The sequence below is a fragment of the Pseudomonas sp. 9.2(2024) genome, assembly GCF_039695385.1.
GTDB classification, from domain to species: Bacteria; Pseudomonadota; Gammaproteobacteria; order Pseudomonadales; family Pseudomonadaceae; genus Aquipseudomonas; species Aquipseudomonas paraglycinae.
Genome location: NZ_CP155585.1, coordinates 1612287 through 1624724 on the forward strand (window position 1 = coordinate 1612287; position 12438 = coordinate 1624724).

Genomic DNA, 12438 nt, shown 5'->3' on the forward strand with positions numbered 1-12438 from the left:
GCGCGTCCGGTTTATCAGTGCTTGGTCGGATAGAGGAAACAGCAAGTTGCACTATGTTTAATTCAGCACAATACTCTGTGCATTAACGTACGCATCAGCATGTGAGTGAGGGGTGATTATGACGGCATTATTAGAGCGTGCTGACCAGGCTATTTCCGTGACTGCCATGGTCAGGAGCTTCAGCGCGAAGCTCAAGGAGATTTCCAGTCGTGCCACTGAGCGTCTGGTCATCTTCAAGGACAATCAACCGGCAGCGGTCATCATCAACGTGCAGGCCTATCAGGAAATGCTGGATGAACTTGAGAACCTTCGCATCGAAGCGGCAGCCCGTGAGCGTCTGAGCAATTTTGATCAGACCAAGGCTGTCAGCCATGAGGATATGCGGGCAAGGTACGCCCGGAAGGATTAAGGGAGCGCTGGATGGTTTGGGGAGTGATTTATCATCCGGAAGTCCAAGGTGATCTTGATCAATTGGGATCAGCAGTCGCCAACCGGATTCTGGATGTAATCGAGGAACGGATCATCCATGGCGAGCCGGACAAAAGTGGCAAGCCTTTGAGAGCCAGTCTTGCGGGTTGCAGACGAATACGAACGGGCGATACGCGAATCGTTTATAGAGTCGATGGCCGGGCCATCCAGGTGTTGATTGTTGCGGTGGGTGCTCGACGTGACGAAGAGGTTTATGGCGCTGCCGAAAAGCGCCTCTGAACAATAAGCCCCCGTCAGCTTTGCGGCTGGCGGGGGCTTTTTCGTTTTTGCGCCGTTACATGCTTTCTGGCAGCTCTGCCTCAGATTCGGTCTTCGTTCGCGCAGGTCGCGGCATCAGGGCCTTCATCACGTCGTCTACCAAGGCCTTGCCGATTATCGTCAGGTAATGCGCGGCCCAGGCGTGGCGGTCGCTTTCCTTGTCGTAGGCGGCGTCCTCGGCGAAGGATTTGGCGAGGAACAACAGGTCTGAAGCCTGGGACAGTGCTTCGACGATGGGGACGCCGGAGCGAACGTTGAGTAACGCCTGATCCGAGCTGTAGAGGAAAGAGGTGAAACCGATGGTCGTCAGGTCTGAAGGTGATGAAGGACTTTGTTTGCTCATTGTTTCGCTCCATAAAACGAGGAGCTGCCGCATTCGTTACCACACGAATGGGTGGCAGCTGTACGCAGGGTGGTAAACCGGGGGAGCAAAAAAACCGGCAGACCCGAAGGTCTCCCACGCACAGCCGCCATGACTCGGAATTACAGGCGTAAAAACACCTGAGTCGTGTTGGGAATGCTGTTGCACTTTGCCTTGCCGGGTTACCACACCCGATCACTGAATGGGTCAGCGACCTCTGGAGAGTATCCCGTCAAAAAACAGCGCAATAGGGCGGCAAAGTGCCCAAACACGAGATTAGGAGTTTGCCTACAAGGTATGCGGACGTCATCTGATATTGCGACACCAGACGTAAACGAAACTAAACGTTGATGGCGGTTTTGCGCGGCTTTGGTGCGGCAGATGAATGTGGAGTTGACGACTCGAAAAGGCCAATGAAGCAGGTGTCCACGTTTTATGGAATGTGGACACCTGGCGATTTCAGTTTCATGAAGAGTCAAGCATTAAATGAAAAAGCCCCTGCAACTGCGAAGTTGCGGGGGCTTTTCGTTGGTGCGCTTCAGATCACTCTTCCGCCACCTGCGCCGTGTTCTGGCGCTTCTCGATCAAGTCCACCAAGCGCTTGGCCAGCGCCGGGTAGTTCTCGTCGAAGTGGTGGCCGCCAGGCAGCTTCACTGCTTCGCCCACCGCGGTCTTGTCGGTGCAGCCGCTTTCGTCGGTTTCTTCTTCACCGTAGATGCACACGACCTTGGCCGGTGGCAGCTTGGCCATTTCCGGGCCGGTGGCGGCTTCTTTGCCGGCGTTGCCGAGCCAGCCTTCGACTTCGATTTCGAAGCTGCCGGTGCGGGCGAAGGCCAGCAGGATGATTGCGTCGACGCGTTGCTGCTCGGTTTCCGGCAGGCGGTTGTAGATGGCCGGCAGGACGTCGGCGCCGAATGAGTAACCCGTCAGGATGAAGCGCTTGGTGCCCCATTTCTGGCGGTAGTGCTGCATCAGTTCGGTCAGGTCCAGGGCGCTCTGTTCCGGGCTCTTGTGCTGCCAGTAGTAGCGCAGGGTGTCGATGCCGACGACAGGGTAGCCGATCTTGGCCATTTCACCGGCCACGTCGCGGTCCAGATCGCGCCAGCCGCCGTCACCGGACAGGAACAGGGTCACGGTGTCCTTGGCCTGGCCGGCCGGGACTTCCACCACCGGGATCTGCAGGCCGCCGTTGGCCTTGTCGCCGCCGACGAGGATCTTGCGCAGTTCGTTGTTCAGCACTTGCGGCAGGTTGATGTCGTAGTCGCTGATGCTGGTTTCGGCGTTCGGTTGATCGCGCACGAAACCGGCGCTGGTGTCGTCCGGGTTGTCGTTCCACGCCACCAGCCAGTGGCCGTGGGCGGCGGACTTCGGCAGCAGGTGGGTGCAGCCAGGTTTTTCCAGGGCCAGGTCGACCGATACGGCTTGAGCCTTGTCGTCTTTCTGCTCGGACAGCCAGCGCCACGCCAGCACGGCGCCGGGGCCGATGCCGCTGACCAGGGTCGCCGGGCCGTTCAGTTCACGCAGGCCGGCTTGCAGGGCGCGGCTTTGCAGCAGGCAGTCCTTGGGCAGAATCACCTGAACGATCTGCGCCGAAGCGCTGCGGCTCAGGGTGCTCAGTTGCTTGTCGCTGAGTTTCTGGTCTTCGTTGACCGCCACCAGCACCTGGGCCTTGGGCTTGGTGCCGGGGATGACCCGGGTCATGGCGGCGCCATCGGCCGGGGTGAGCTGTTCGAGGGTCGGTTCCGGTGCCGGGCGTTTGAGGTACCAGAAACCGCCACCGGCAATCGCGGCCAGCACCAGCAGTGCGACCAGGATGTACTTCAGGGAGCGTTGAATCATCAGCGTTTCACCAATCCAGTCAAGCCGCCCGCGATCAGGGCAGCAGTGTCGGCCAGCGCCACCAGCGGATCGAGTCCGGCGGGCACGGCCATATAACGGGGTTCCCAGTCAGGCTGGAACTTGTCTTTGAAGCGGCGCAAGCCTTGGAAGTTGTACAGCTGCTCACCACGGCGGAAAACCATCGAGCCCAGACGCTGGGTCAGCGGTGCACCGCGCCGGGGTTGCAACCCCGACAGCGGCACCATGCCCAGGCTGAAGCGCGCGTATCCGTGACTCTTATAGTGTTGAATCAGACCGACCATCATGAATTCCATGGTCAGCTTGGGGGCGTCCGGGTGCGCGCGCATCAGGTCGAGACTGGCCAGGTCATGGCTGTAGGTCTCGAGCAGGTTGGCGAACGCCACCGGGCGACCTTCGAAGCGAATCACCGCAATGCGGAAATGCTTCAGGTAATCATCGCTGAAACGGCCGAGGGAGAAACCTTTCTCGCGCACGTTCTTGCCGGTCAGCCAGGCATCGGAAATCACCTTGAGCTCATCCATCGGCGCCTGGCCCGGCTCATGGATCTCCAGCGACAGGCCGTCACGGGTGCCACGGTTCCAGGTGTAGCGCAGGTCCTTCATCTCCTTGCCCTTGGCTTCCAGGTCAAAGCGATGCAGATCGACCCGGGCTTCCTCGCCCAGCTTGATCGCGGTCAGGCCGATGTCCATGTAGTACGGCAGGTTCTCGGCGCGCACCTGATAGAACACGGGGCGGGCGTGATGGATGTCGCACAGGTCGCGGAACTGCCAGATCATTTCGGCCCGTTGCTGGCCGGGGCCGATCGGGTCGTACAGGGCCACCAGACTGCGGCCGCGGCGGGCGTACATCAGGAAGGCTTCGTCGTTGGGATGAAACAGCAGCGCCTTGTCGCCGGTCAGGGCCAGGCCGCCGTCCGGTTGCGAGGAGGCCATCAGAATCTTCGAGGCGCGTTCCAGTTCATCCGGTGTCGGCAGATGGATCACCGGGCGAGCGGTGCGCAGCAGCCAGGTCAGGGCGATTACCAGCAGCAACACGGCGGCGCCGAGCAGCGAGCGCAGGCCGCGCGGGGCGTCGGCGTCGAGAGTGAACTGCCACCACAGTTGATGGCTGTAAGGAACGTCCTGATAAGCGAACAGCAAAAGCCACGTCGAGGCGCCGAGTACGCACAGACTGGCCACCAGATACAGCGGCGAGAACGGCAGTTCGGTCAGGCGGCTTGGGCGGTAGAACGAACGACGGAACACCCCCAGTAGCGCGGCGGTGAGGGTCATCAGGGTCGCTTCTTCCCAGTCGAAACCCTTGAGCAGCGAGAGCAGGGCGCCCACCAGCAAAAGAATGGTGGTCAGCATCCACGCCGCCGACAACCGGCGACGCAGGCCCTGGGCGAGCATCAGGCACAGCACGCCGATCAGGCTGGCGCCAAAGTGCGAGGCGTCGACCAGACGGTGAGGAATCAGAAAACCGATGTGTTCCAGACGGGTGTCGATCTCTGGCGTCGCGCCGGAAAACAGCAGCACCACGCCGGACAGGAACACCAGCACCGCGAGAATCGGTGCTGCCAGGCCGGAAGCCGCACGCATGGTCTGCGACTGAAACAGGCGCTGGCCTTCGTTGATCAGCAACAGCACGCAGGCCACCAGCAACGGCAGCACCACGTAGATCAGGCGATACAGAAGCAGGGCGGCAGCCAATGGCGCGGCGCCGAGTTTGTCGGCAAACGCCGCGAGCAGAATGGCTTCGAAGACACCTACGCCACCTGGAACGTGACTGAGTACACCGGCGGCCAGTGCCAGCAGATAAACCAGCAGGAACGCACCGAAGGGCGGCGCTTCCGGCAGCAACAGATAAAGGACGGTTGCAGCGGCGGCGACGTCGAGGGCGGTGATGACCAGTTGCAGGAACGTCAGGCGACGACCCGGCAGGCGCAGGGTGCGACGACCGGCACGGACCAGCAGGTTGTCCGGATAAGGTTGTTCCGGCAGGCGCCGGCGATAGATGCCGATGGCCAGGATCGCGCCGAGCAGCAGCACCACGCCGGCAACCGTCCCCAACAAGGTCTCGGAGAGCCCCAGTGCCTGTGAGGCGGCGGGCAGGTTGCTCAGGGTCGCAAGCGCGGCCAGCGGCGGCAGAGCGCAGCCCAGCGACAGGCTGGCGAACAGGGTCATGTGCGCGACTTCGGAAGCGCCCAGGCCATGGCGTGCATATAGACGGTATCGCACCGAGCCACCGGACAGCATCGACAGGCCGATGGCGTTGCCGATGGCAAACGCGGTGAAGCCGCCCAGTGCCAGCACTTTCGGCGCCAGCGTCACGCGAGCATAACGGCTGGCCGACCATTCGTAGCCGAGCAGAATGATGAAGCCGACGACTGTCGCACCGAGGGCACCGAGCAGGGCCGGTTTCGGCACGTCGAGAATCGAGTCGTGCAAGGCGTCGAGATCGAGTTCGCTGAGCAGATGGCGACAGGCAATCAGCGCAATGGCGAACAGCAGCAAAGTGACCGCCAGACCGATCGGTTGCCGGTATTTGCTGATCCGATCCAGCAGGCGCAAACGCTCAGGTTTGATCGGTGGGTTTGCTGTGACGGTGTCTTGTGAATCAGACGAGTTGGCGCGCATCAATCACCTCTTGGATTGTGCGCGACAGGATGGAGGTATCCAGCCAAGTTACCAATCCCTGTAGAAAAAAATAATCACAAAATACTACGCCTCTCACCGGGTATCGGCGAGGGCAGCTCCTGGATTGCAGACGCCTTGCCCGCGACTTCAAGCATAGTCGCAACTTGGCGGTCTTCAGATCCTGAACGGTACTGCACAGTGACAGATCATTGTTGCGAAAGGACTTTTTCCACAGATACAAAAAAGGCCACTCTTTCGAGTAGCCTTTTTTGATGTTTGGTTGCGGGAGCCGGATTTGAACCGACGACCTTCGGGTTATGAGCCCGACGAGCTACCAGACTGCTCCATCCCGCGTCTGTGTGGCGGCATTCTACAGGCGAACGGCGGGGTGTCAACCGATAATCCCGAGAAGGGTCAAATAAGTGTGCAATCGCGGCAAACGGTCGCAGGGGAGCGCTAAGTTTCGGAATCGGAACGATTTCCGGAATATGCGGCTGGATCCGAAAAAACAGACGCGCACAAAAAAGGCCAATCTTTCGATTGGCCTTTTCTGATGTTTGGTTGCGGGAGCCGGATTTGAACCGACGACCTTCGGGTTATGAGCCCGACGAGCTACCAGACTGCTCCATCCCGCGTCTGTGTGGCGGCATTCTACAGAGGAACGCCGGGGTGTCAACCTTCAATTTGGATAAAACCTCTTCAGCTTCAATCGGTTAGCGCTGACGGACGGTCTTTTCGGGGGCTGCAGGTCAGGCAGGGCAAGGGTTTCAGCTCTATTGGAGGTTGGTTTTCGATTGAGAAAATAAATTCAAAGTCCGTTTCCTACAAACTGAAAAGAACATTCCTACCACTGGTGCTATATACAGGTGTCAGTGAGATACTGCCGGTCCGGCTCGCCACGTTTACTTTTCTGTCATGACTCAGCGAAAAATCATCCACGTCGACTGTGACTGTTTCTACGCCGCCATCGAGATGCGGGATGACCCGAGTCTCGCCGGCAAGCCGTTGGCGGTGGGTGGCTCGGCGGACAGGCGCGGGGTGATCGCCACCTGCAACTATGAGGCGCGGGCTTATGGCGTTCGTTCGGCGATGTCGTCCGGGCATGCCTTGAAGCTGTGCCCGGACCTGACCATCGTCAAGCCGCGAATGGATGCCTATCGCGAGGCCTCGAAGGAAATTCATACGATCTTCAGCGATTACACCGACCTGATCGAGCCGCTTTCCCTGGACGAGGCCTATCTTGATGTCTCGGACAGCGCGCATTTCGGCGGCAGCGCCACGCGCATTGCCCAGGACATTCGTCGCCGGGTTTCCAATCAATTGCACATCACCGTCTCCGCCGGCGTGGCGCCGAACAAGTTTCTGGCCAAGATCGCCAGCGACTGGAGAAAGCCCAACGGATTGTTCGTGATCACCCCGGATCAGGTCGAAGACTTTGTCAGTGGTCTGCCGGTGAGCAAGTTGCACGGGGTGGGCAAGGTCACCGCCGACAAGCTGAGCAGGCTCGGTATCAGTGACTGTCTGCAATTGCGCGAGTGGGACAAGCTGGCGCTGGTGCGGGAATTCGGCAGTTTTGGCGAGCGATTGTGGAGTCTGGCCCGTGGGATTGATGAGCGGTTGGTACACAACGACAGTCGCCGTCAGTCGATCAGTGTCGAAAACACCTACGACGTCGATCTGCCGGACCTGCGCAGTTGCCTCGACAAGCTCCCGGAATTGCTGGAAACCCTGAAAACCCGCATGGCGCGGATCGACAGCAGCTACCGGCCGGGCAAGCCGTTCGTCAAAGTGAAGTTTCACGATTTCACCCAGACCACGCTGGAGCAGGCCGGGGCAGGGCGGGATCTGGGCAGTTACCAGTTGATGCTGACGCAAGCGTTCAATCGCGGTGGCAAACCGGTACGGCTATTGGGAGTGGGTGTGCGGCTCGAGGATTTGCGCGGCGGGTTCGAGCAGATGGAGCTGTTCGAGCGATAGACGAGCAAAAAAATGCCCGAAGCAGGTTCGGGCATTTTTTCAGGGGTTTCAGTTCGGCCCCGGATCCGCCACCAGACGCCCCGCATCCCGGGTCAGGGACTTGAGGAATTCGGCCTGCAACTCGGGATCGTTGCGGGTCAGTTCGATCAGGCTTTGTTCCAGCTCACTGGCTTCTTCTTCCAGACCCAGTTCCGACAGACGCTTGACCCGGTGCACCCACTGGCTCACTTCGTCGTCTTCCAGATCGTCGTAGATCAGCCCGTGAGCTTCCAGCAGCTTGCCGCGCAGGTGAGTGCTGATCGCCAAAGACGAGTCGGAATGCACGTCATCCTTGCTGTCTTCGACGCTGATCTGCAGTTTGCCCACATGATTGAGGTCGTTTTCGGCGAACGGGCTGTCCAGCAGGTTCAGGCGCAGCACGCCGTTTCGATCGGTGGTCATGTCGAAGGTCTGCTTGCCAACCTTGACCTGAACCGGGCGCTCGCTCCACGGCAGGCTCGAATATTCCGTGCGCTTGTCGCGCTGGACTTCGTCGATGCCGGCCAGGTTCTGTTGCGCGCGACCGTTGGATTGCACGTTCATGAACGGGTTGAGGCCGGCGAAACCGTAGCTGAGCCAGTCCCGTGTCACGCTGTCGGGCAGATTGCCGAGGGCAAACACGTTGACCACGTTCGCGCCGACGCCGCCGACCACCGCCACCGCGCCCAGCGGAATCTCGTAGATCTCCCGCCATGGCTGGTAAGGCGTGTAACGGTCGTAATGGCGGGTGACCTCGAACTCGGTGACTTCGAAAATCTTCTGTTCGTTGATCTTCACGCGCCGTTGCGGCAGCTCAAGCACCTTGGGCTCGCCGACATCGATCTGCAGGCTGTGATCGAGCAGTTTGCGCTCGACACGTTCCTCGTGCTCGCTGCGTTGTGACATGTGATTGGCACAGCCGCTGACCAGCAGGGTGCCGCACAGGGCGGCACCACCGAGGCCTAAGGTGTTTCGCTTGAACATGACGTCTCTATCTGGTTTCAGCGGCGGATACGGGCCTGAAGGAAAGACAGCACGTCGGCAACCGGCAGCGCTTGCGCCTGGCCTTCGGTACGGCTCTTGTATTCCAGGTTGCCTTCGGCGAGGCCGCGGTCGCTGACCACGATCCGGTGCGGAATGCCGATCAGCTCCATGTCCGCGAACTTGATGCCCGGGCTGGTTTTCTTGTCGCGGTCGTCCAGCAGCACTTCGAAGCCGGCCGCGGTCAGTTCCGCGTACAGCTTGTCGGTGGCTTCGCGCACCAGCTCGGTTTCATAGCGCAGCGGCACCAGGGCGATCTGGAACGGCGCCAGGGTGTCGCTCCAGATGATGCCGTTCTCGTCGTTGTTCTGCTCGATGGCGGCAGCCACCACGCGGGAAACGCCGATACCGTAGCAACCCATTTCCAGGGTCACCGGCTTGCCGTTCTCGCCCAGCACTTCGCACTTCATCGCCTTGCTGTACTTGTTGCCCAGCTGGAAGATGTGCCCGACTTCGATGCCGCGCTTGATTTCCAGGGTGCCCTTGCCGTCCGGGCTTGGGTCACCAGCCACGACGTTACGCAGGTCGGCCACGGTCGGAACCGGCAGGTCACGCTCCCAGTTCACGCCGAAGTAGTGCTTGTCGTCGATGTTGGCACCGATGGCGAAGTCGCTCATCAGCTCGACCGAACGGTCGATGATGATTGGCAGCGGCAGGTTCAGCGGGCCGAGGGAGCCGGCACCGGCGCCAATGGCGTCACGCAGTTCGGCATCGGAGGCCATGACCAGCGGGCTGGCAACACCAGGTTGCTGGGCAGCCTTGATTTCGTTCAGCTCGTGGTCGCCACGGATGATCAGTGCAATCAGCTTGCCTTCTTCTTCCGCGTGCACGATCAGGGTCTTGATGGTCTTTTCAATCGGCAGATTGAATTTCTCCACCAGGGCCGCGATGGTCTTGGTGTCTGGTGTGTCGACCAGGCGCAGCTCTTCGCTTGGCGCGGCGCGCGAGGTTTCACGCGGCACGGCTTCGGCCTTCTCGATGTTCGCCGCGTAGTCGGAACCGTTGCTGAAGACGATGTCGTCTTCGCCGGACTCGGCAAGCACGTGGAACTCGTGGGAACCGGCGCCACCGATCGACCCGTTGTCGGCTTCCACCGGACGGAACTTCAGGCCCAGGCGGGTGAAGATGTTGCAGTACGCTTCGTGCATGCGGTCATAGGTGATCTGCAGCGATGCCTGATCCGCATGGAAGGAGTACGAGTCCTTCATGATGAATTCGCGACCGCGCATCAGGCCGAAGCGTGGACGGATTTCGTCACGGAATTTGGTCTGGATCTGGTACAGGTTGATCGGCAGCTGTTTGTAGCTGCTCAACTCGTTGCGCATCAGATCGGTGATCACTTCTTCGTGGGTCGGGCCCGCGCAGAAATCACGACCGTGGCGGTCTTTGATGCGCAGCAGCTCAGGGCCGTATTCTTCCCAGCGTCCCGATTCCTGCCACAGCTCGGCCGGTTGGGTGCTCGGCATCAACACTTCCAGAGAGCCGGCGGCGTTCATTTCTTCGCGAACGATGGCTTCCACCTTGCGCATCACTCGCAAGCCCATCGGCAGCCAGGTGTACAGGCCCGAGGCGAGTTTGCGGATCATGCCGGCGCGCAGCATCAGCTGGTGGCTGATCACGACCGCGTCGGAAGGCGTTTCTTTCTGTGTGGCGAGCAAAAATTGACTGGTGCGCATGGTTGGCCGTTGTCGGTTGCTATGACTGGAAATGACGGAGCAGTGTAACGGCGAGATCCGCCGACGTACAGAAGTGCAACCCCGGCGCGAAGCCTCTCGCCGGGTGCGAGATGTCTTACGATTCTTCCACGACGGAGGTCGGTGCAGGTTCCGGGGTCGGCGTCGGGCCTTCGCGGCGGCTTTCCTGGAACCAGTGCAGGGCGATCAGCACCAGGGTCGGAACACCGAGCAGCGCGGTGATGAGGAAGAAGTTGTGATAACCGAATTTCTCCACCATCACCCCGGAGTAGCCGCCGATCAGGCGTGGCAGCAGGAGCATGATCGAGCTGAGCAGGGCGTACTGGGTGGCGGAGAACTTCAGGTTGGTCAGGCTCGACAGGTAGGCGACGAACGCCGAGGTGGCCAGGCCCGAACTGAAGTTGTCGAGGGAAATCGTCACCACCAGCATTTGCAGGTTCGGGCCCATGTCGGCCAGCATCAGGAACAGCAGATTGGTGCCCGCCGACGCGGCACCGCCGATGAACAGGATCGGCAGGATACCGAAGCGCACGATCAGCAGACCGCCCATGCCGGCGCCGACGAGGGTCATGATCAGACCGAAGATCTTGCTGACGCTGGCGATCTGGTCCTTGGTGAAACCCTGGTCGATGTAGAACACGTTGGCCATCACGCCCATCACCGTGTCGGACATTCGATAGGTGGCGATCAGGCCGAGCAGCAGCAACGCCTGCCAGCGGTAGCGCAGGATGAAGTCGTTGACCGGTGTCAGCACTGGCGCCAGACCGCGACGGCCCATGGCCGAGAGGCACAGGCAGGTCAGCGTGGTGTAGAGAATCGCGCGCAAGAACGCCCGGTCTTCCAGCAGCAGGTCCAGCGGGCTCATGTCGCCAAACAGCACGCTGGCGAAATCGGTGTTGTAGAGCTGGGTGAACATGGCCGGCACGGAGACCAGCAAAATGATCAGCACGAACACCGACATCAACTGATGCATGAAGGTGTAACGCCCCGCCTGCAACTGGGTGCGCAACGGCACCGGCGGCTCGCGCATCAGCAGGGTGGTGAGCAGGGCAGGCACCATCAGGGCACCGAACAGCACGTAGGTGCCGGTCCAGGCCGAATGCTGGTACTTGAAGCCTGTAGAGCCGAAGCCCTCGGCGAAGAACAGCGCACCCGCGGTCGCGAGCAGGGCGGCGATCCGATAACCGGACATGTAACTGGCGGCCAGTGCGGCCTGGCGGTTGTCTTCGGCGATTTCCAGTCGATAGGCGTCGACGGCGATATCCTGGGTGGCGGAGGCGAATGCAACGACCACCGCGATGGCGATCAGCCAAGACAGGTGTTTTTGCGGGTCGCAAAAGCCCATGCCGATCAGACCGAGGATCACCAGCGTCTGTGAAAGTACCAGCCACGAACGGCGACGACCCAGCTTGCCCAGCAGCGGCAGGCGCCATTGGTCGAGCAGGGGCGACCAGACCCATTTGAAGGCGTAGGCCAGACCGATCAGGCTGGCGTAGCCGATCGTCTCGCGGGCCACACCGGCTTCACGCAGCCAGACCGAAAGTGTCGAGAACACCAGCATGTACGGCAGGCCGGCGGCGAAACCCAGCAACAACAGCACGAGCGTCGAAGGACTGGCATAGGCGGCGAGCGCGGCGCGCCAGGTTTTACGGGGCATGGGCTGAAGTCTGCCTCAAGATTGCGAAAACAAAGCGCGCACTCTAACCGCTGTGCTCTACCGGACGCCAGCCATGGCGCCGAATATCCACACGATTGTTCAGGACGGTGATGCCTTCCATGCGCAATCGAGCCCGCTGTTCGTCCCCGGACGGGCTGCCCGCCGGCAGGCTGATCCGACCGCCGGCGCCGAGTACGCGGTGCCAGGGCAGTTTGGTGTCGCCGGGCAATTGGCTCAGGGTCCGGCCGACCCAGCGGGCGGCGCGCCCCAATCCCGCCAGTTCGGCCAACTGACCATAGCTGACGACTTTGCCCTCAGGCACTTGGGCGAGGGTGGAATAGAGTGCCGTGCGTCGGATTTGCGGATCGTTTTCGCAGGCATGCATCGGGTCTGTCACGTGCGCGGTTCCTGAGCTTGATCGCGTTATGTCCTTAAGCGTAATCGGTGGAGGGGCAATTGAGAAAT

At 60.7% G+C, this 12438-nt stretch carries 10 protein-coding genes and 2 tRNA genes; 3 read left to right on the plus strand and 9 right to left on the minus strand.

Translation table 11 applies throughout. The features are described from left to right. Positions 1-118 precede the first annotated feature (118 nt). Entirely contained in the window at positions 119-409 is a 291-nt protein-coding gene (locus ABFB52_RS07180; protein ID WP_007954962.1) for a Phd-YefM, read from the plus strand. A gap of 11 nt (positions 410-420) precedes the next feature. Beyond that, entirely contained in the window at positions 421-708 is a 288-nt protein-coding gene (locus ABFB52_RS07185) for a type II toxin-antitoxin system RelE/ParE family toxin (RefSeq protein ID WP_129973910.1), read from the plus strand. 55 nt (positions 709-763) lie between these two features. Here the strand turns inward: ABFB52_RS07185 and ABFB52_RS07190 are convergent, their stop codons facing one another. The 5 genes from ABFB52_RS07190 to ABFB52_RS07210 all read right to left on the minus strand — a co-directional run bounded on the left by ABFB52_RS07190 (position 764) and on the right by ABFB52_RS07210 (position 6221). Next, positions 764-1090, minus strand: coding sequence for a DUF3077 domain-containing protein (locus ABFB52_RS07190; RefSeq protein WP_064593889.1), 327 nt, complete (start codon positions 1088-1090; stop codon positions 764-766). 561 nt (positions 1091-1651) lie between these two features. Continuing rightward, positions 1652-2947 (minus strand): AcvB/VirJ family lysyl-phosphatidylglycerol hydrolase, encoded by a 1296-nt coding sequence (locus ABFB52_RS07195; protein WP_129973909.1) that lies wholly within the window; start codon positions 2945-2947, stop codon positions 1652-1654. Continuing rightward, on the minus strand, positions 2947-5586 hold the full coding sequence (gene mprF / locus ABFB52_RS07200) for a bifunctional lysylphosphatidylglycerol flippase/synthetase MprF (RefSeq protein WP_102686587.1): 2640 nt from the start codon (positions 5584-5586) through the stop codon (positions 2947-2949). The genes ABFB52_RS07195 and mprF overlap by 1 nt, the downstream gene beginning before the upstream one ends. A 277-nt stretch (positions 5587-5863) precedes the next feature. Continuing rightward, a tRNA-Met gene (locus ABFB52_RS07205) sits at positions 5864-5940 on the minus strand. Between the two features lie 204 nt (positions 5941-6144). Further along, a tRNA-Met gene (locus ABFB52_RS07210) sits at positions 6145-6221 on the minus strand. A gap of 280 nt (positions 6222-6501) precedes the next feature. On the opposite strand from ABFB52_RS07210, the gene dinB reads away from it, so the two are divergent. Then, entirely contained in the window at positions 6502-7563 is a 1062-nt protein-coding gene (dinB, locus tag ABFB52_RS07215; RefSeq protein WP_085683305.1) for a DNA polymerase IV, read from the plus strand. Positions 7564-7611: 48 nt separating this feature from the next. Here dinB and ABFB52_RS07220 read toward each other — a convergent pair whose 3' ends face one another. The 4 genes from ABFB52_RS07220 to ABFB52_RS07235 form a co-directional block, all read right to left on the minus strand. Beyond that, the gene (locus tag ABFB52_RS07220; RefSeq protein ID WP_129973908.1) at positions 7612-8565 is read right to left on the minus strand and encodes a hypothetical protein; all 954 of its coding nucleotides are present in this window, start codon (positions 8563-8565) and stop codon (positions 7612-7614) included. Between the two features lie 17 nt (positions 8566-8582). Further along, entirely contained in the window at positions 8583-10298 is a 1716-nt protein-coding gene (locus tag ABFB52_RS07225) for a proline--tRNA ligase (RefSeq protein ID WP_085748167.1), read from the minus strand. 115 nt (positions 10299-10413) lie between these two features. Then, positions 10414-11973 carry an AmpG family muropeptide MFS transporter gene (locus tag ABFB52_RS07230; RefSeq protein WP_085748168.1) on the minus strand — a complete coding sequence of 520 codons (1560 nt, stop codon included), beginning with the start codon at positions 11971-11973 and terminating at the stop codon, positions 10414-10416. Between the two features lie 43 nt (positions 11974-12016). After that, the gene (locus ABFB52_RS07235; RefSeq protein WP_011332761.1) at positions 12017-12358 is read right to left on the minus strand and encodes an MGMT family protein; all 342 of its coding nucleotides are present in this window, start codon (positions 12356-12358) and stop codon (positions 12017-12019) included. Positions 12359-12438 lie beyond the last annotated feature (80 nt).

Bases quoted from the DNA above. Each gene is read 5' to 3' on its own strand.
- mprF (WP_102686587.1), bottom strand. From the start codon at position 5,586: ATGCGCGCCAACTCGTCTGATTCACAAGACACCGTCACAGCAAACCCA.
- ABFB52_RS07235 (WP_011332761.1), bottom strand. From the start codon at position 12,358: ATGCATGCCTGCGAAAACGATCCGCAAATCCGACGCACGGCACTCTAT.
- ABFB52_RS07185 (WP_129973910.1), top strand. From the start codon at position 421: ATGGTTTGGGGAGTGATTTATCATCCGGAAGTCCAAGGTGATCTTGAT.
- ABFB52_RS07180 (WP_007954962.1), top strand. From the start codon at position 119: ATGACGGCATTATTAGAGCGTGCTGACCAGGCTATTTCCGTGACTGCC.
- ABFB52_RS07195 (WP_129973909.1), bottom strand. From the start codon at position 2,947: ATGATTCAACGCTCCCTGAAGTACATCCTGGTCGCACTGCTGGTGCTG.
- ABFB52_RS07225 (WP_085748167.1), bottom strand. From the start codon at position 10,298: ATGCGCACCAGTCAATTTTTGCTCGCCACACAGAAAGAAACGCCTTCC.
- dinB (WP_085683305.1), top strand. From the start codon at position 6,502: ATGACTCAGCGAAAAATCATCCACGTCGACTGTGACTGTTTCTACGCC.
- ABFB52_RS07220 (WP_129973908.1), bottom strand. From the start codon at position 8,565: ATGTTCAAGCGAAACACCTTAGGCCTCGGTGGTGCCGCCCTGTGCGGC.
- ABFB52_RS07230 (WP_085748168.1), bottom strand. From the start codon at position 11,973: ATGCCCCGTAAAACCTGGCGCGCCGCGCTCGCCGCCTATGCCAGTCCT.
- ABFB52_RS07190 (WP_064593889.1), bottom strand. From the start codon at position 1,090: ATGAGCAAACAAAGTCCTTCATCACCTTCAGACCTGACGACCATCGGT.